At 63.0% G+C, this 16,717-nt stretch carries 18 protein-coding genes; 12 read left to right on the top strand and 6 right to left on the bottom strand.

What is annotated here, in order from left to right; translation table 11 throughout:
- Positions 1–15: 15 nt before the first annotated feature.
- Both HH303_RS12380 and HH303_RS12375 read left to right on the top strand, forming a co-directional pair.
- Positions 16–870, top strand: coding sequence for an ABC transporter permease (locus tag HH303_RS12380; RefSeq protein WP_169625630.1), 855 nt, complete (start codon positions 16–18; stop codon positions 868–870).
- 32 nt (positions 871–902) lie between these two features.
- Entirely contained in the window at positions 903–1,610 is a 708-nt protein-coding gene (locus HH303_RS12375; RefSeq protein WP_169625629.1) for a hypothetical protein, read from the top strand.
- Here the strand turns inward: HH303_RS12375 and HH303_RS12370 are convergent.
- The gene (locus tag HH303_RS12370; protein ID WP_169625628.1) at positions 1,607–2,221 is read right to left on the bottom strand and encodes a LysE family translocator; all 615 of its coding nucleotides are present in this window, start codon (positions 2,219–2,221) and stop codon (positions 1,607–1,609) included. The two genes, HH303_RS12375 and HH303_RS12370, sit on opposite strands and share 4 nt — an antisense overlap.
- Positions 2,222–2,330: 109 nt before the next feature.
- Between HH303_RS12370 and HH303_RS12365 the strand changes: the two genes are divergently transcribed.
- On the top strand, positions 2,331–3,248 hold the full coding sequence (locus HH303_RS12365; protein ID WP_264465894.1) for an AraC family transcriptional regulator: 918 nt from the start codon (positions 2,331–2,333) through the stop codon (positions 3,246–3,248).
- 24 nt (positions 3,249–3,272) lie between these two features.
- Here the strand turns inward: HH303_RS12365 and HH303_RS12360 are convergent, their stop codons facing one another.
- Positions 3,273–4,148 (bottom strand): NmrA family NAD(P)-binding protein, encoded by an 876-nt coding sequence (locus tag HH303_RS12360; RefSeq protein WP_169625626.1) that lies wholly within the window; start codon positions 4,146–4,148, stop codon positions 3,273–3,275.
- Between the two features lie 149 nt (positions 4,149–4,297).
- Between HH303_RS12360 and HH303_RS12355 the strand changes: the two genes are divergently transcribed.
- Positions 4,298–4,723: a winged helix-turn-helix transcriptional regulator gene (locus HH303_RS12355; RefSeq protein ID WP_227421743.1), complete on the top strand. Its 426-nt coding sequence runs from the start codon at positions 4,298–4,300 to the stop codon at positions 4,721–4,723.
- Here the strand turns inward: HH303_RS12355 and HH303_RS12350 are convergent.
- Positions 4,701–5,294 carry a tetratricopeptide repeat protein gene (locus tag HH303_RS12350; protein ID WP_169625624.1) on the bottom strand — a complete coding sequence of 198 codons (594 nt, stop codon included), beginning with the start codon at positions 5,292–5,294 and terminating at the stop codon, positions 4,701–4,703. The two genes, HH303_RS12355 and HH303_RS12350, sit on opposite strands and share 23 nt — an antisense overlap.
- A 21-nt stretch (positions 5,295–5,315) precedes the next feature.
- A complete protein-coding gene (secA, locus tag HH303_RS12345; RefSeq protein ID WP_169625623.1) occupies positions 5,316–8,075 on the bottom strand; it encodes a preprotein translocase subunit SecA in 2,760 nt (919 codons plus the stop codon).
- A gap of 337 nt (positions 8,076–8,412) precedes the next feature.
- Between secA and HH303_RS12340 the strand changes: the two genes are divergently transcribed.
- The 8 genes from HH303_RS12340 to mobA all read left to right on the top strand — a co-directional run bounded on the left by HH303_RS12340 (position 8,413) and on the right by mobA (position 14,153).
- The gene (locus HH303_RS12340) at positions 8,413–9,276 is read left to right on the top strand and encodes a peptidylprolyl isomerase (RefSeq protein WP_169625622.1); all 864 of its coding nucleotides are present in this window, start codon (positions 8,413–8,415) and stop codon (positions 9,274–9,276) included.
- 34 nt (positions 9,277–9,310) lie between these two features.
- Entirely contained in the window at positions 9,311–10,543 is a 1,233-nt protein-coding gene (argJ, locus tag HH303_RS12335) for a bifunctional glutamate N-acetyltransferase/amino-acid acetyltransferase ArgJ (protein WP_169625621.1), read from the top strand.
- Positions 10,524–11,105, top strand: coding sequence for a GNAT family N-acetyltransferase (locus HH303_RS12330; RefSeq protein WP_169625620.1), 582 nt, complete (start codon positions 10,524–10,526; stop codon positions 11,103–11,105). Before argJ ends, HH303_RS12330 begins: the two co-directional genes overlap by 20 nt.
- On the top strand, positions 11,102–11,566 hold the full coding sequence (gene mutT, locus HH303_RS12325) for an 8-oxo-dGTP diphosphatase MutT (protein WP_227421742.1): 465 nt from the start codon (positions 11,102–11,104) through the stop codon (positions 11,564–11,566). The genes HH303_RS12330 and mutT overlap by 4 nt, the downstream gene beginning before the upstream one ends.
- Position 11,567: 1 nt before the next feature.
- Positions 11,568–11,981, top strand: a complete 414-nt coding sequence (locus HH303_RS12320; protein WP_169625619.1) for a nuclear transport factor 2 family protein — start codon at positions 11,568–11,570, stop codon at positions 11,979–11,981.
- An 88-nt stretch (positions 11,982–12,069) separates the two neighbouring features.
- Positions 12,070–12,588: a hypothetical protein gene (locus HH303_RS12315; RefSeq protein WP_169625618.1), complete on the top strand. Its 519-nt coding sequence runs from the start codon at positions 12,070–12,072 to the stop codon at positions 12,586–12,588.
- Between the two features lie 33 nt (positions 12,589–12,621).
- Positions 12,622–13,548 carry a diguanylate cyclase gene (locus tag HH303_RS12310; protein ID WP_169625617.1) on the top strand — a complete coding sequence of 309 codons (927 nt, stop codon included), beginning with the start codon at positions 12,622–12,624 and terminating at the stop codon, positions 13,546–13,548.
- Positions 13,545–14,153 carry a molybdenum cofactor guanylyltransferase MobA gene (mobA, locus tag HH303_RS12305; protein ID WP_169625616.1) on the top strand — a complete coding sequence of 203 codons (609 nt, stop codon included), beginning with the start codon at positions 13,545–13,547 and terminating at the stop codon, positions 14,151–14,153. The genes HH303_RS12310 and mobA overlap by 4 nt, the downstream gene beginning before the upstream one ends.
- Here the strand turns inward: mobA and cobM are convergent.
- Both cobM and cobJ read right to left on the bottom strand, forming a co-directional pair.
- Positions 14,150–14,908: a precorrin-4 C(11)-methyltransferase gene (gene cobM, locus HH303_RS12300; RefSeq protein ID WP_169625615.1), complete on the bottom strand. Its 759-nt coding sequence runs from the start codon at positions 14,906–14,908 to the stop codon at positions 14,150–14,152. The two genes, mobA and cobM, sit on opposite strands and share 4 nt — an antisense overlap.
- Positions 14,905–16,716: a precorrin-3B C(17)-methyltransferase gene (gene cobJ / locus HH303_RS12295; RefSeq protein ID WP_169625614.1), complete on the bottom strand. Its 1,812-nt coding sequence runs from the start codon at positions 16,714–16,716 to the stop codon at positions 14,905–14,907. Before cobJ ends, cobM begins: the two co-directional genes overlap by 4 nt.
- Between the last annotated feature and the right edge of the window lies 1 nt (position 16,717).

The following is a 16,717-nucleotide window of genomic DNA, read 5'->3' as shown; positions in this document are numbered from 1 at the left end:
GGGGGAGGCACCATCATGGCGGTCACGACGGCGGACGGAACGATTGGACCCAAGGCACGCGCCGATAAGGGCGGCATCGCCTGGTCCAGCGTTATTCTGAATTGTTATATCGGTCTGTTCTTCATCTATCTGTTCGCGCCCCTGGCGGTCATGTCGCTGGCGGCCTTCAACGCCTATGAATATCCGTCGGTCACGCAATGGCGCGGCTGGACACTGCACTGGTTCGGCGAGTTGGCGCAGGACGACCGGATCCTGCAAGGCATCGTGAATTCCCTGACCGTCGCCGTTGGGGTAATCGTCGTCGCCCTGCCGCTGGGCCTGTCGGGCGCGATGATCCTGACCCGGTTGAACAGCCGCTATAACAACATGCTCTATGCCGTTCTGGTCTCCCCCTTGCTAATGCCGGGCATCGTGCTTGGGATTTCCACGCTGATCTTCTGGGGCCGCGCCGGGGTCAGCGGCGGTCTGTTCCTGACGGTCGTCGCGCAGGCCAGCTTCGTCGCTTCCTATTGCATGCTGCTGTTCATGGCGCGGCTGCAACGGCAGGACCGGGTGCTGGAGGAAGCGGCCCTGGACTTGGGCGCGTCCAGCTTCTTCATGTTCCGGCGCGTCACCTTGCCCTTCCTGCGGCCGACGCTGATCACCGGGGCGGTCATTTCCTTCCTGCAATCCATCGAAAACTACAACACCACGGTGTTTGCCATCGGCGGCGACTGGACCCTGGTGACGGAAATCGGATCGCGCTTTCGCTTCGGACTGTCGCCGGTTATCAATGTGATCGGCGTCCTGTTCGTTCTTGTCACCATCGTCGCGGCAGTGGCCTACACGATCCACAAGGAACGGGAACGCAAGCGCAAATCCATCCGCTAACGGGATCGACAACAGGCAGGGACAGGCATCGAATGACCGTGGAAATCGTCTTTCGCTGCCCCCCGGAATGGGACGATATCCTGCCTCGCCCGATCCCCGGTCGAGACGGTCTGCCCGACTGGCTGCGCGCCATGCCGGGGCAGGCACACAGCGTTCCCCTGGATCAGGATGTGCGCACGGTAAAGCAATGCCCACCCTTCATCGACGCGATGGGCGGCGGGTGGCTGATGCCCCTACTCTGCGATGTGAGTGTGGATGCGGATTGCAGTTTCTCCTGGGATTGGGACCTACCGGTCAGCAGCCTGGACCGCCTGACCCGCGCACCGATCGCGCAGCATCCCTCCGCCCAATTGGACGGCGTGCCTTTCGCCGCGCCGGGCATGGCGGCGCTGAAATTCAATTCCGCCTGGACGGTGTCGGTCCCGGACGGCTGGTCGGTCCTGTTCACCCATCCGGTGAACCGCTTCGACCTGCCCTTCCGCACCCTGACCGGGATTGTGGATTGCGACGCCTTCAGCCATGGCTTCGTGCATTTCCCGGCCCTCTGGACCGATCGGGATTGGACCGGCACCCTGCCGAAAGGAACGCCCGTCGCGCAATTGTGGCCCGTGCCGCGCGGGATCACGGCCCGTTTCGGGACGCTGGACGGCGATCACGTGGGGCAGGTGGAAGAAACCCTGGACCTTATCGGCGACGCGCGCGGCGGCTATCGCAAGAATCACCGCGCCCACAACCGCTAGAACGTATAGACCCCGGCCAGCACCGGCACCATCGTGCCGACCAGCAGCAATGCCATGAACAGGTTGAAAAACCGCAGCCGCCGGTCGGAGGAGAGGAGGCGTCGCAACGCCTGACCGGAAATCGCCCATATGCTGATCGTCGGAATATTCACCACGGCGAACACTGCGATCAGGATGATCAGGCTGGTGAGGTAGTTGTCGGGGTCGGTATAGGACACACCCAATATCAGCGCCACAGCCCAGGCCTTTGGATTGACCAGTTGGAACAGGGCCGCTTGGGTAAACCCGATGGGTTCGTCGACTGCCGGACCGGCGCCGCTCCCCAGAGAGCGGATATGCGCGATCTTCCAAGCCAGATAGAAAACATACGCCCCACAGATCAGCCGAAGGGCAACCAGAACCTCCGGCACTTGCCGCAGGATTTCGCCCAACCCGATGCCCAGCACGAAAACCATGGTCAGGAAGCCAAGGCTGATCCCGAAGACCAAGGGCAGAGATCGCCGATAACCGAAATTGACACCGGAAGCGAGCAGCAGGAAATTCCCCGGCCCCGGCGATACGGACATGACAAAGGCGAAGCCGATCAAGGCAAGCACAGTATCGATGGACATGAATAACCTCCCGAACGATGTCCGCGCAAATTGACAGATCGTTCGGGAAACACGATCCTCAACAGACCTAAAAACTTATTCAATCGTCTCAACCGCTATGACGAATGATTTGATCAGTGATATCTGCCGTACGCTTCGCCTGACCGGCGACGTCTATTTCCGCACCCTGTTCCGGGGGCCTTTCGCGGTGCGTGTTCCGGCGAACCGGCGCGACATTCGCTTTCATCAGGTATTGCAGGGCCAGTGCATGGTCCGCCTACCGGACGGAGACGCAACCGTGATGTTGGAGGAAGGCGACATCGCCATCATCCCGAATGGGGCCGCTCAGGATTTGATTCTCGACTGCGATATCCCGCCAATCGGGTTGGACGCGGCTATGACAGCGGGGAGGTTCACCGACGGTGTCCTATCGGTGGGCGAGACCGGAACCGTCACGCGGTTGCTCTGCGGCTTCTGCGCCTTTCACGACGGCTTGGATCATCCGGTGTTGGGCGCCCTGCCACCGCTGATGACCGTGCGACAAAGCGATCTGGGGGCCGAGCCCTGGTCCGTGGCGGCACTGCGCCTGACGGCCATGGAGGCGGATTTGAACGCACAGGGAGGGCGGGAGGTTCTGACGCGCCTGCTGGAAATCGTCTTCTTGCAAGCCTTGCGGCGACAGGCGGTTCTGGAAGGATCGGGATTCCTGGCCGCCCTGTCGGATGCATCCCTGCGCCGGGGCATCGCGGCGATCCACGAGCGACCGGCAGAAGACTGGACCCTGACGACCCTTGCGGCGGAGGCGGGCATGTCCCGCGCCCGGTTCGCCGACCGTTTCGCCACCGCCGTCGGCATGGCGCCTATCGCCTATCTACGGCAATGGCGGTTGCTGCGCGCGCGGGAATTGCTGCAATCGACCGACCTGGACATGGCGGAAATCGCGGAACGCTGCGGTTATCGATCCGTGCCGTCCTTTTCCGCCGTCTTCAAACGCACGGTCGGCATCGGTCCCGGCACCTTCCGCAGGCAACGCGGCGGCGCTTACTAGCCCCGCCGCGTGCCCATCATCCGGTCAGCCTTTTATCGTCGCCGCGAAATCGGCGAAGGATACCGGCGCGGTGCCGGTCAGCGTCTTCACCGCGTCGCTGGCGCCCGCCATGGTACCGGCCCGCACATCCCGGTCGAATTCGGAAATGATGTTGACCAATATGTCCGGCAGGCCCGCTGCCTGAAGCCCACCGATGAAGCCGGCGTCATCAAGCTGCACGACCTCGATCGACGTTCCGTTCACCTTGTTCAGCGTGGCGACCAGATCGTCCACCGACAGCGATTCCGGTCCTGTGATTGAATGGACCGCGTTTTCCGTCGGACCGGATGCCAGCACCGCCGCCGCCGCCCGGGCGCAATCGTCGCGCGTCACATAGCCGGCAGAGCCCGTGCCGGACGCCGTGTACCACGTGCCCGATTCCAACGCGGAGGGAATGGCGGCCATCAGATTTTCCATGTACCAGGCATTCCGCAACACCGTCCAACCCGCGCCGCTGTCACGTAGCGCCTGTTCCGTCCCGACATGGTCCGGCGCGAAGTGGATCACCGATTTTTCCGGATTGATCAGCGAGGTATAGACGATATGCCGTATCCCCGCCTTCGCCGCCGCCGCGACCGCCGCCTTGTGCTGTGCCAGCCGTTTGCCGGGTTGCCCCAGCGCGTCGGTCGAAATCACCAAGAGGGTATCGATCCCGGCGAAGGCCTCCGCCATGGATGCCGGGTCGTCGAAATCGACCCGCGCCGTCGCGACGCCGCGCGCGGCGATATCCGCCAGTTTGCCCGGATCCCGGGACCCGGCGACGATGCGCGACGCGTCGACGCCGAACGTATCCAGCAGATGGGCGACGACCGCGCCCCCCAACTGTCCGGCGGCGCCGCTGACGAGGAGTTTGTTGGACATAAGAACCGATCCTTTGTATAGATTTGAGAGTAGGTCTAAAATAGTAACCAACTTGAAAGACGAAAAGATGGCACTTTCAATGCCTTTGGTTACCTGGACGTAACCACCCTCCGACGGAATGGATGGTGGATCGCAATGGAGCGCGCGGCATGACACAGACGCCTACCCCGAAAATCCCGATTCCCTGCGAGTTCGACGATCTGTCGAACTGCCCGGTGCGCAGCGTGCTGGACAGGATCGGCGATAAGTGGAGCACGCTGTTGATCCTGCAATTGCAGGACGGGCCGAAACGGTTCGGCGTGTTGCGCCGATCCCTGCCCGATATTTCGCAACGCATGCTGACGCAGACCCTACGGAACCTTCAGCGCGACGGATTGGTCGACCGCACCGTTTTCGACACGGTCCCGCCCAGCGTCGAATACAGCCTGACGGATATGGGCCAGTCCCTGCTGACGCCCATCGCGGGCCTCGTCAATTGGGCGCAGGTCAATCAGCCCAGCATCCAGGACTCGCGCGACAGCTTCGATCACGCGGCGGCACAGATCGACGGCGCTAGGCAGGTTCGTGCAGGCTGAATCGGCCCTTCGACCGGCGGGTCAAGGCCTTGGCGATATCTGCCTTCAGGGTCGGATGCGATGCGGCGAGGTCGGCACCATCCGCTTCGGCCTCCGATAGCCGCCCCAATTCCGCCAACGCGCGGATGGCCAAAAGCCGGTCTTCCGCCTGCGGCATCGGCAACGCCGTCACCGCGCCGAGCGCCCGATCCCATTGACCCAACTTGAACGCCGCGATGGAGAGGCCACGCAAGGCATCCGCATCGCCGGGAAACGCCGTCAAAAGGTCGATGGCGGGTTGCGCCTGCCCCAGCTCGATCAGCGCGAGGCCTTTTTCAATGGACGCGTTTGTATGGTCCGGCGCCATGCGCAGGCAGCGGTCCAGCCAATAGACGGCGTCCTGCGGCCGACCGGTCCGACGCAGGAAAACGGCGTAGTTATAGGGAATGCGCGGATCGTCGTTCCGCTTACCGCCGATATCCGCCGCCGCCTTTCGGAACAGCGTCTCCGCCGTTGCGATATCGCCGGCCTGAAAGGCCGCCACCGCCTCCCGCACCAGTAGCAGGCGCTTTTGAGAGGCGGCGGCGCTCATCCCGTCAGACCCAGCACTGGATCAGACAGCGCCGTGGCACTGTTTGTATTTCTTGCCGGACTGGCACGGGCAGGGCGCGTTGCGCGGCACCTTGCCCCAGGTCGATTGATCGCCCGGATGCAGCCACCGCCCGGTCGCTTCGTGGAAGACGAAACCCGGCGGCGCCGTTTCGGCGGTCATGCCTTCGGTCGACAGTTTCTGCATCGCGGGGCTGCCGACGCTGGCGATATCCTCATCCGCGGCGGGACGAGATTCCTGCATCTGCTGTTCCTGCCGTTGCGGTTCCATCGCCTGATCGACATCGGTGCGCAGTTCGACATGCGCCAGAACCTGGGTCACCTGACCGCGCAGGCCGGTCAACATGGCCTCGAACAGCGCGAAGGCCTCGCTTTTATATTCGTTCAGCGGATCGCGCTGCGCGAAGGCGCGCAGACCGATCCCCTGGCGCAGATGGTCCAACTGCAGCAGGTGGTCCTTCCACGCATTGTCCAGGAGTTGCAGCAGCAGGCTGCGTTCCGCCATGCGCATGATCTGCGGCCCATAGCGGGTCGCCTTTTCCGCCATCTTGCGGTCGACCGCGTCGCCGATCCGGTCACGGAATTCCGTATGGCCGACGCCTTCTTCCTTCGCCCAGTCATGCACCGGCAGATTCAAGCCGAAGACCCGCATGCATTCCTCGTGCAAGGAATCCACCGCCCATTCTTCCGGCAGCGCCTTTTCCGGGATGCAGCGATCGACGATGTCGTCCACGGTTTCCGCCCGCATGTCACGGATGGTTTCCGACACGTCTTCTTCGCGCATCAGGTCCTTGCGCTGTTCGAACACGACCTTGCGCTGGTCGTTCATCACATCGTCGTATTTCAGCAACTGCTTGCGAATGTCGAAGTTGCGGGCCTCGACCTTCGACTGCGCCTTTTCCAGGGCTTTGTTGACCCAGGGGTGGATAATCGCCTCCCCTTCTTCCAGGCCCAGTTTGCGCAGGACGCCGTCCATGCGTTCGGACCCGAAGATGCGCATCAGGTCGTCTTCCAGGGACACGAAGAATTTCGATTCCCCCGGATCGCCCTGACGGCCCGACCGGCCACGCAGCTGGTTGTCGATGCGGCGGCTTTCGTGACGTTCCGTCCCCAGGACGAACAGCCCGCCGGCAGCCAGTACCTCATCGTGTTTCTTCGCGATATCGGCGCGGATTTCAGCGGCCTTCGTTTCCCGTTCGCCCTCGTCCGTCACATCGGCCAATTCACGGGCGAGGCGCAGGTCGACGTTGCCGCCCAACTGAATATCCGTCCCGCGACCGGCCATGTTGGTGGCGATCACGACGGCGCCCGGCACACCGGCATCGCCGATGATGAAGGCTTCCCGCTCATGGTGGCGGGCGTTCAGCACCTCGTGCTTGATCCCGCGTTTCTTGAGCTGCGCCGACAGCTGCTCCGACTTTTCGATCGACACCGTACCGACCAGAACCGGCTGACCCTTTTTATGGCAGGTCTGGATCTGTTCGATCACCGCATTGTCGCGTTCGGCGGAGGTCCGATAGACCTCGTCGTCGTTGTCGATACGGGCCATCGGTTTATTGGTCGGAATGTCGACCACTTCCAGGCCGTAAATTTCCGCGAATTCGCCCGCTTCCGTCATCGCCGTCCCGGTCATGCCCGACAGTTTCGGATACATGCGGAACAGGTTCTGGAAGGTGATGGAGGCCAGGGTTTGGTTCTCCATCTGGATCGCCACCTTTTCCTTCGCCTCCAGCGCCTGGTGCAGGCCTTCGGAATACCGGCGGCCTTCCATCATGCGCCCGGTGAATTCGTCGATGATGACGACCTTGTTGTCCTTCACGATGTAATCGACATCGCGGGTGAACAGTTTGTGTGCGCGCAGGGCCTGGTTGACGTGATGCACGACGGTGACGTTCTGCACATCGTAAAGACCGCCTTCGCCCAGCAGTTCCGTCTTTTCGCGCAACAGCTGTTCGATCCGTTCCGTGCCGTCTTCCGTCAGGGTAACGGCGCGCTGCTTTTCGTCCTTTTCGTAGTCTTCTTCCGTCAGCAGCGGGATCAGGGCGTCGACCGCCATATAGAGTTCGGAAGAATCGTCCGTCGGGCCGGAAATGATCAGCGGCGTCCGCGCCTCGTCGATCAGGATGGAATCCACCTCGTCGACGATGGCGTAATTGAATTCGCGCTGGGCCATTTGCTCCAGCCGGAATTTCAGATTGTCGCGCAGATAGTCGAAACCGAGTTCGTTGTTCGTCGCATAGGTGATGTCGCAGCGATAGGCCGCCTGCCGTTCCGCGTCGCCCATACCCGGCAGGATCACGCCCGTCGTCAGGCCCAGGAAGGAATACAACACCCCCATCCATTCGGCATCGCGCTTGGCGAGGTAGTCGTTGACCGTGACGACATGGACGCCCTTGCCGGACAGCGCGTTCAGATAGACCGGCAGGGTCGCCATCAGCGTCTTCCCTTCCCCGGTCTTCATTTCGGTAATCTTGCCCTGGTGGAGGACCATGCCGCCGACCAGCTGTACGTCGAAATGCCGCATGCCCAGGACCCGGCGCGAGGCTTCGCGGACGACCGCAAAGGCCTCCTCCAGCAATGCATCTTCCGTCTCGCCGCCTTCCAGGCGCGTCCGGAATTCCTGTGTCTTTGCCTGCAGCGCCGCATCGTCCAGCGCCTTCAGCCCCTCTTCCAGGGCGCCGATGGCTTCCGTTCGATTACGCAGTTGTTTGACAATCCGGTCGTTGGCCGACCCGAAAACGCTTTTAAGCAATCCGCCCAGCATGAAGAAAATCACCTTCGAAAGGGGGCCGGTGCCGGTCCCGTCTGGATGAGGTCCCGTAAGAAATCGCTGCCCTTGCGTCCCGGCATGGCAATCACCCAGCCCATACCCGGCACGCGGCGCACAACGAAGCCGCGCGATTGGAGATAAGGGGCCGGTCCGGCCCTGTCAACGCAGGTGTGCCGCCTAACGCCGGATTCGCCGGTAAACTTACTTGTGAAGCGTGGCGGGACATGGTTTCGTGCGCGCCGGTACGTTAAAGGCGGCATCCGCCCGGTATCCCGGCCCCCATGCCGATCCCGGTAAAGGATGCCCATCATTCCCTAAAGAAAGGTTCCCCATGCGACGCATGTCCCTTCGTCATCTTGCCGCCGCCGCCGCGATCGCCGTTTCCGCCGCCGGTGCGATGACGTCCGCCGTTTCCGCCCAGGCCCAGGACCCCGACACCACGGTTGCGAAGGTCAACGGCGAAACCGTCACGGCAGGCGAGGTCGCGACCTTCTTTGCCGGTCTGCCGCGCGAAGTGCAGCAAACCGGGCTTCAGCCGGTCTACCCGCTGGTTCTGGACGAAGTCATCGGACGGAAGCTGATCGTGGAAAAGGCCCGTGCAACCGGCGTCGCCGATAGCGCGGAAGTTCAGGAACGTCTGGCGCAGTTGGAAGCGGAACTGATCTATCAGTTTTACCTGACCCAGGAATCCAAGGCCCGCGTCGATGACGCCGCCGTCCGCGCCGCCTATGACCAATGGGTGTCCGAACAGCCGGTGGAAGAGGAAGTGAATGTCAGCCACATCCTGGTCGACACGGAAGAAGAAGCGACGGAAATCATCCAGCTCGTCACCGACGGCACGCCCTTCGCCGATCTGGCCAAGGAACGCAGCAAGGATCCGGGCTCCAAGGACAATGGCGGCAGCTACGGCTGGCAGCGCAAGGGCACTTTCGTGAAACCCTTCGAAGAAGCCGCCTTCTCGCTGGAACCGAACACGTTTACCTCCGAACCGGTAAAGACGCAGTTCGGATATCACGTTATTCTGGTGTCCGATCGCCGCGAAGTGGCGCCGCCGGCCTTCGAAGAGGTTGCCGATCAGTTCCGTCAGAATCTGGCGGAAGACAAGATCCGCGAAATTGTTGAAGAAGCGATCGCCGCCGCTGAAATCGAACGGTTCGACATGCAGGGCAACCCGCTGCCGGACTCGGGTAACTGATCCGTATCCACCCCTTTAAGGACCGTAGAAAGCCATGTCTGCGACGCCCTCTCCTTTCGCCCCGAAATCCTTCCCGGACCTGCCCGTTATCGACGGTGTTCGGATCGGCAGCATCGCCGCCGGTGTGAAATATCAGAACCGGCCCGACCTGTTCATGGCCGAAATGGCCGACGGGACCGCCGTCGCGGGCGTGCTGACCAAATCGCTGACGCGGTCTTCCGCCGTCGAATGGTGCGCGAAGGTCATCAAGCACGGCACGGGCCGGGCGATGCTGGTCAATGCGGGGAACGCCAACGCCTTTACCGGCAAGGCGGGGATGGAAGGCACGGAACACATGGCCGCTGCGGCAGCCGCCGCCGTCGGCTGTAAGAAAAAGGAAGTGCTGGTCGCGTCCACCGGGGTGATCGGCATGCGCCTGCCCGCAGATCGCATTTCGGTCGCCGTGCCCGCGCTGCATGCCGGGTTGAAGCCGGAATCCTGGGAAGCCGCCGCCCGCGCGATCATGACCACCGACACCTTCCCGAAAGGGGCCGGGGCGGAATGCGAAATCGACGGCATTCCGGTAAAGATCGCCGGGATCGCCAAGGGGTCCGGTATGATCGCCCCGGACATGGCGACGATGTTGAGCTTCGTCTTCACCGACGCGAATATCCCGTCCGACGTGTTGCAGCAATTGCTGACCAAGGGCGCGGATAAAAGCTTCAACAGCATCACCGTCGACGGCGACACCTCCACCAGCGACACGTTGCTGCTGGCGGCGACGGGCAAGGCCGGGAACAAGGCGCCCAAGAAAGCGTCCGACAAATCCCTGGCCGATTTCAAGGAAGCCTTGGACAAGGTCCTGACCGATCTGGCCCATCAGGTCGTGAAAGACGGCGAGGGCGCGTCGAAATTCGTGACCATCGACATCACCGGCGCGGCCAGTGACAAGGCGGCCCGCCGCATCGGCCTGTCCATCGCCAATTCGCCCCTGGTGAAAACCGCGATCGCGGGCGAGGACGCGAATTGGGGGCGGATCGTCATGGCCGTCGGCAAGGCGGGGGAAAAGGCGGATCGCGACCGCCTGACCGTGTCCATGGGCGGCGTGTTGATCGTGGAAAAGGGCGAAGGCGTCCAAGGCTACGACGAAGCGCCGGTCACCAAGCATCTGAAAGGCCGCGAAATCGACATTGCCGTCGATATCGGCATCGGCAAGGGCAAGGCCCGGGTTTGGACCTGCGATCTGACCCATGCCTATATCGACATCAATGCAGACTACCGAAGCTGATTTTCCCGACCCGACAACGCCCGGCCTGACGACGCCTGACCTGACGCTGGCGCTGATCGTGCGGGACGATATTTCGGAATTCCTGCCGCTCCTCGGAAGCTGGGAAGTGGTGCGCTATACCTCGCGCATCCCCTACCCTTATTCCCAAGCGGATGGGGAGGCCTATGTCGCGCGCGTCGCCGATGCCTGGCGCCGGAACGGCTCCCTGGAATGCGCCCTGCGCGACCGGAAGGACGGCACATTCGTCGGTATCGCCGCATTGACGATCGATGACGACCCGGCGGAGGCGGAAATCGGCTACTGGATCGGCCTGCCGTTCTGGGGTCGGGGGTTCGCGACGCAGGCGTCTCAAGCCCTGATCCGCCACGGTTTCACGGCAATGGGATTGGACCGAATCGTATCAACGGTGGTACGCGAGAACGCCGCCTCCAGCCATGTGCTGGAAAAGGTCGGCCTGAATCGCACCGGCGAAGACGAAACATTCTTCCCCGCACGCGACAAACACTATCCGGTGTATCGATTCGAGCTGACCCGAGAAAAATGGATGAAGGATAACGGATGAGCGAACTGACCGCCGGTGGCTGTTGGGCTGTCGATCAAACCCCGGAAGGCCCGGCGAAACCCGTGGATATCGTCCTGGTCGTCGCGGTTGCGTTGATCGATGCCGACGGGCGCGTATTGATCGCGAAACGTCCGGAAGGCAAAAAGCTGGGCGGGCTGTGGGAATTTCCCGGCGGCAAGGTCGATCCGGGCGAAACACCGGAACACGCGCTGATCCGCGAATTGCAGGAAGAACTGGGAATCGACACGCGGACAAGCTGTCTTGCGCCCATCGGCTTCGCCAGCCATGCCTATGACGATTTTCATCTGTTGATGCCGCTTTATGTCTGCCGCGTCTGGCAGGGAACGCCGTCGTCGATGGAAGGTCAGGAACTCGCCTGGGTCCGCCCGAACCGTCTGGGCGACTATCCCATGCCACCCGCCGATATCCCGCTGGTGGCGCAATTGCGCGATTGGGTTTGATATGTTGAACGACCGCCAGAAGGCCGAAATCCTGTTCGCGAACGAACGGTTCTATGCCGCGTTTTCCGGGGGCGACATGACCGCTATGGACTCGCTATGGGGATCGGATGGCCCCGTCTGCTGCTTGCATCCCGGCTGGGAACCGCTGATGGAACGCAATCGGATCATCGCCAGCTGGAACGCCGTTCTTCAAGCACCGCCCCCGATTGTCTGCGCCGCCCCATCCGTCTTACCGCTGGGCGAGGACGGTGCCGCGGTGATCTGTTGGGAAGGGATCGAGGAAGACTACCTGATCGCGACCAACATTTACCGGCGGGAAGGCGGCATGTGGAAGATCGTGCATCATCAGGCCGGTCCCGTGAACGGCACGCCGCCCACGTCTGCCCAACCGCCGCAAAACAACCGGGTCAATTGATGCTCGGATAATCGGCCCCGAGTGGGTATACTATCCGTAAGGCAGAAGCCTTATATGGTGACGTACCCATTTGAATGAGGGGTCAATCATGACTACGACGCGACCGTCGGACGCTGCAGAATGCCGTCTTCCCACCGCCGCCACGGCGATATTCCTGTTCTTGATCGGCGCATTCGCCGCCGCCCTGCCGAAACCGGGCGCAGCCCAGGATACGGCCCAGGACACCGGGGAATTTTCCCAGAACTTCTACAACGCGACCAAATGCATGAAGGTGGAGGAGGTCAACAATAACGGCCTGCGCACCATCACCGCGCAAAACCTGTGCAACGCGCAGGTCGCCGCCCTGGTCTGCTATCGCATCATTCAGGCGAACAACGTCTATTCCGATATCGGCTGGTATTGCGACTTCTCCAATTTTTACGATCCGGGAACGATCCGGACGGTCAGCCGGTCCGGCTACTATCATCCGAAACGGAAAGTCGCGGCCTGCGCGGCGGCCAATACCCGCTGCGTTCAGGTACTGCGCTCGACGGATGTGCGTGTCCGCGACAATCGGCAGGAACCGGAAAAGGTCTCGCGCGCCGTCCGAACCCAGGTCGGCGGTTGATCCCGGACCCTCGGTAACAGAAAAGCACGCGCAGTGTCCGATCACGCCGATCCTTCCCAAACCGAATCGCCGACCCTCGTCCCCGGCGATATTCTGACCGCGATCGATGCCGCGATCGAGGAACAGGGCCGCTGGTCCGCCCGATGGCACCGGTCCCTGGTCTGCGGCCTGCCCCTACCGGACGACGTGAAAGCCGACGGATCGGAAAACCTGACCGAATTCGGTCGGTGGCGGTCCCGCCACAACGACGACCCGCTGTTGACCCAGCCCGCTTTCCAGGGGCTGTGGGAACGCTATACCGCCATGCATGACGCAGCCCGACGCATTGCCTGTTCCGTCGAACGGCCCGACGACCGGATTCATTCAGAAGACTATGACGGTTTCCTGTCGGCGTCCGATCGTTTCCTGTCGACCGCACGGCGTATTCGCGACGCATTCCGCAAGGCCGTATCTGACCTGGACCCCCTGACCGGCCTCAGCAACCGGGCGACGATGACGGCGGAATTGACGGTCGAATACGAACGCGCGGTGCGAAGCGGTACGCCCTGCTGTCTGGCCCTGGCCGATATCGATTTCTTCAAGAAGGTGAACGATACCTATGGCCATGCGGTGGGCGACGAGGTTCTGGCCGCAACCGCCGGGCGGCTGACCTCCCACCTGCGGCCCTACGATATGATCTATCGCTATGGCGGGGAGGAATTCCTGATCTGTTTGCCGAATGCCGATTTGGAAATCGCGCGGGCGGTGCTGGAACGCCTGCGTGAATCCATGGCCGAACGGCCCATCAAGCTGGAGGACGGCCGGGAACTGCCTGTCACCGCATCCTTCGGGCTGGCGCAGATTACCAAGGACGCGGATTTGAAGGCCGTCATCGAACGCGCCGACGCCGCGCTGTACCAATCCAAGGAAGGCGGGCGGAACCGGGTTACCGCCCACGGCGACACACAGGTTGAGGCATGAAAGGCGCGATCGCCGGACTGGTGCTCGCCGGGGGCCGGTCGTCGCGCATGGGCGGCGGCGACAAGGCGCTTCTGCCCTTGGGCGGCACCCCTATCCTGACCCGCATTGTCGGTATTGTCGCCTCCCAGGTATCGCCGCTTGCGCTCAACGCGAATGGCGACCCGACCCGGTTCGCGGCGGTCGACCTGCCGGTTTTGGCGGACGGTATCGGAGGATTTGAAGGTCCGTTGGCGGGTATCCTGACCGGTATGGATTGGGCCGTGGAACAAGATTGCGCCTATTTGGCGACCTTCCCCAGCGACACGCCCTTTCTACCGACCGATCTCGTACAGCGCCTTCACGCGGCTCTGACCGAAGCCGGGGCGGACATCGCCTATGCCCGGTCCGGTGGGCGCAACCACCCCGTGATCGGCCTGTGGTCCGCGACCCTGGCCGACGATCTGCGGCACGCGCTGATTGAGGAAGGGATTCGCAAGGTCGGCGCGTGGACCGCGCGGCACCGCACGGTTGTTGTCGCCTTTTCCACCGATCCGGTCGACCCGTTCTTCAATGTGAATACGCCGGACAACCTGACAGAAGCGGAGACCCTATTATCGTCTCTTTAGGCCTTGGGCCGGAGAACATGGTGGTGCCCTGCATCATAGAGCTTGCTGTCGTCGAAACCGTGCGGATCGAGGACGCGACCGACCAGGATCAGCGCCGTCCGCGTATAGCCCGACGCCTTCACCTTCGGGCGGATATCGCCCAGCGTGCCATGAATGAAATCCTCATCCGGCCAACCGACGCGATAGGCGACGACGACGGGGCAGTCCTCCCCATAATGCGGGACCAGTTCGCGCACGACCTTGGCCAGATTGTTGACCGATAGATGGATCGCCAGAGTCGCCTTGCTGCGGCCCAGCGTTTCCAAATCCTCGCCTTCCGGCATGCCGGAGGCGCGCACCGCCGTGCGGGTCAGGATGACGGTCTGGCCGACCCCCGCCAGGGTCAATTCCTTCTTCAGGCTGGCCGCCGCGGCGGCATAGGCGGATACGCCCGGCGTCACGTCATAGGGAATGCCCAGCGCATCCAGGCGCCGCATCTGTTCCGCCGTCGCGCCGTAGATCGACGGATCGCCGGAATGGACCCGTGCCACATCCTGCCCCTTTTCATGGGCCGCGACGATTTCGTCGATGATTTCTTCCAGGTTCATCGGGGCCGTATCCAGGACCCGCGCATCCGACGGCGCGGCGGCGACGATTTCTTCCGGCACCAGCGACCCGGCATACAGACAGACGGGGCAGGACTGAATGAGTTTCAGCCCCCGCACGGTGATCAGATCCGGGGCCCCCGGCCCCGCGCCGATGAAATGAACGGTCATGTCTGTTTCCCCGCATAGCCGCGCGGCGTGAAGGCGCGCGGTGTGCCCGCGTGATCGAAGGCCCGCGTTTCGCTGGACCCGATGACGACGAGCGTGAACATATCCACCACCGCCGGATCGAAATCGGCCAGGGTGGTGACGGTGATGCTTTCTTCCGGGCGGCCCAATTGACGGCACAGGGCGACCGGCGTGGTCGGCGGACGATGGGCCATCAGGATATCCCGCGCCTCGGGCAGCAAGGTCCGCCGCCGCTTGCTTTGCGGGTTATAGAAGGCCAGCACGAAATCGCCTTCCGCCGCCGCCTTCAGCCGCATGCGGATCGCCGCGACCGGGGTCAGCAGGTCCGACAGGCTGATCAGGCAGAAATCATGCCCCATCGGCGCGCCCAGACGGGCGGCGGCCAGTTGGAAGGCGGAAATCCCCGGCACCACATCGACATCGACGGCCCGAAGCGCCCGGTCCTCCGTTGCTTCTATCAGCTCGAAAACCAGCGTCGCCAGCGCATAGATTCCCGGATCGCCAGAGCAGACGAGCGACACCGTCTGCCCCTGCGCCGCCAGTTCCAGCGCCTTGCGCGCGCGGGCGGCTTCCTCCCCCAATTCCGAATCATGGGTCGGCTTCCCCCCGATCAGATCGCGGGCGAGATCCAGATACAGGCGATAACCGACGACGCAATCCGACCCCAGGATCGCCCGCGCCGCGGCGCCCGTCCGATACAGCGTGTCGCCCGGCCCGATGCCGACAACGAACAGACGGCCCGGCGCTTTCCCCGCCCCCGTATCGACCGACTTGTCCCGCGCCCGTGCCACGGCGCAGGTATAGGGCCCGCGCCGTTGCTTTTCGACGGCGAAGCGGGCGTCCCGTCCGGCCAGGGCCAGGACCGACGCTTCCGCTACGCCATGGCAGCCGATTTCCTGAAACACCACATCCGACGGATTCGGCAGATGCGGGGTCAGGTCTTCCAATTCCGCCGCCGCGAACAGCCGCACCGGGCGATCCAGATCGGCGGACAAAGCCTTCAATGCCGGTTCGTCGCCTTTCAGATCGACGGAGCCGATGGCGGCGATCGCGGCAGGATCCAATCCTTCCGACGACAGGACGGTCCGTACGAAATCGCGCAATCCGCCGGCATCCGCCATACGCTCGCAGCCGATGCCCAGTGCCAGGGTCGGCGGCACCAAAACGACCTGACCGTCCGTCGCCTTTATCACGCGGTCGGTAATGAGGACGTCGGCCACTTGTCCCGGCCCGGCCTCTCGAAACGCCGTGGCGGGCGGCCAGGACGCATCGCCGCATTCTCGACGCAAGGTGACGGTTTCCCCCGCCAACAAGCGCGCCGTCACCGCCTTTACCGCATCGGGTGTTTTCAGCGTCCAGCCCGTCGGCGGATCGTCCAGCGCGAAGCCCAGGCGGCGGTCGCCCGCCGTGGTGATCGCTGCCTGCCCGCCCAACAGTTCGGCAAACCGGCACGCCAATTTGTTCGCCCCATGATGGCCGCCCAGCAGCGGCACCGCGACCTGACCATCCTCCGACAGGGCCAGCACCGGCGCGTCCCGCCATTTGTCCGACGCCATCCCGGCCAGGGCGCGCACCAGAATCCCGGCGGCGCACAGGCCGACAACGGTCCAGCCTTCGCCATGCAAGCCCCGGATGGTTTCCATCGCATCGTCAAACACGCAATCCGCGCCGTCGATACGATCGCCTTTCCCAAAAATAACGATTTCGGGCAGCATCGCCTTGAGACGGCGGGCCGTTTCGTACCCCGCCTGCGTCAACACGATCAGGGCGATGGGCGTTTCTGTCGGCATG

This window comes from Pacificispira spongiicola, from assembly GCF_012926505.1.
Classification (GTDB): domain Bacteria; phylum Pseudomonadota; class Alphaproteobacteria; order UBA8366; family Aestuariispiraceae; genus Pacificispira; species Pacificispira spongiicola.
The sequence above is the reverse complement of the archived record's forward strand: the minus strand, read 5'-3'. Positions and strand labels throughout refer to the sequence as shown.

What these genes read in the sequence shown, in the direction of transcription:
- HH303_RS12355 (WP_227421743.1), top strand. Translation starts at nt 4,298, where the DNA reads ATGACACAGACGCCTACCCCGAAAATCCCGATTCCCTGCGAGTTCGAC.
- cobM (WP_169625615.1), bottom strand. Translation starts at nt 14,908, where the DNA reads ATGACCGTTCATTTCATCGGCGCGGGGCCGGGGGCCCCGGATCTGATC.
- mutT (WP_227421742.1), top strand. Translation starts at nt 11,102, where the DNA reads ATGAGCGAACTGACCGCCGGTGGCTGTTGGGCTGTCGATCAAACCCCG.
- HH303_RS12380 (WP_169625630.1), top strand. Translation starts at nt 16, where the DNA reads ATGGCGGTCACGACGGCGGACGGAACGATTGGACCCAAGGCACGCGCC.
- HH303_RS12370 (WP_169625628.1), bottom strand. Translation starts at nt 2,221, where the DNA reads ATGTCCATCGATACTGTGCTTGCCTTGATCGGCTTCGCCTTTGTCATG.
- HH303_RS12340 (WP_169625622.1), top strand. Translation starts at nt 8,413, where the DNA reads ATGCGACGCATGTCCCTTCGTCATCTTGCCGCCGCCGCCGCGATCGCC.
- HH303_RS12315 (WP_169625618.1), top strand. Translation starts at nt 12,070, where the DNA reads ATGACTACGACGCGACCGTCGGACGCTGCAGAATGCCGTCTTCCCACC.
- HH303_RS12375 (WP_169625629.1), top strand. Translation starts at nt 903, where the DNA reads ATGACCGTGGAAATCGTCTTTCGCTGCCCCCCGGAATGGGACGATATC.
- HH303_RS12330 (WP_169625620.1), top strand. Translation starts at nt 10,524, where the DNA reads ATGCAGACTACCGAAGCTGATTTTCCCGACCCGACAACGCCCGGCCTG.
- argJ (WP_169625621.1), top strand. Translation starts at nt 9,311, where the DNA reads ATGTCTGCGACGCCCTCTCCTTTCGCCCCGAAATCCTTCCCGGACCTG.
- cobJ (WP_169625614.1), bottom strand. Translation starts at nt 16,716, where the DNA reads ATGCCGACAGAAACGCCCATCGCCCTGATCGTGTTGACGCAGGCGGGG.
- HH303_RS12320 (WP_169625619.1), top strand. Translation starts at nt 11,568, where the DNA reads ATGTTGAACGACCGCCAGAAGGCCGAAATCCTGTTCGCGAACGAACGG.
- secA (WP_169625623.1), bottom strand. Translation starts at nt 8,075, where the DNA reads ATGCTGGGCGGATTGCTTAAAAGCGTTTTCGGGTCGGCCAACGACCGG.
- mobA (WP_169625616.1), top strand. Translation starts at nt 13,545, where the DNA reads ATGAAAGGCGCGATCGCCGGACTGGTGCTCGCCGGGGGCCGGTCGTCG.
- HH303_RS12360 (WP_169625626.1), bottom strand. Translation starts at nt 4,148, where the DNA reads ATGTCCAACAAACTCCTCGTCAGCGGCGCCGCCGGACAGTTGGGGGGC.
- HH303_RS12350 (WP_169625624.1), bottom strand. Translation starts at nt 5,294, where the DNA reads ATGAGCGCCGCCGCCTCTCAAAAGCGCCTGCTACTGGTGCGGGAGGCG.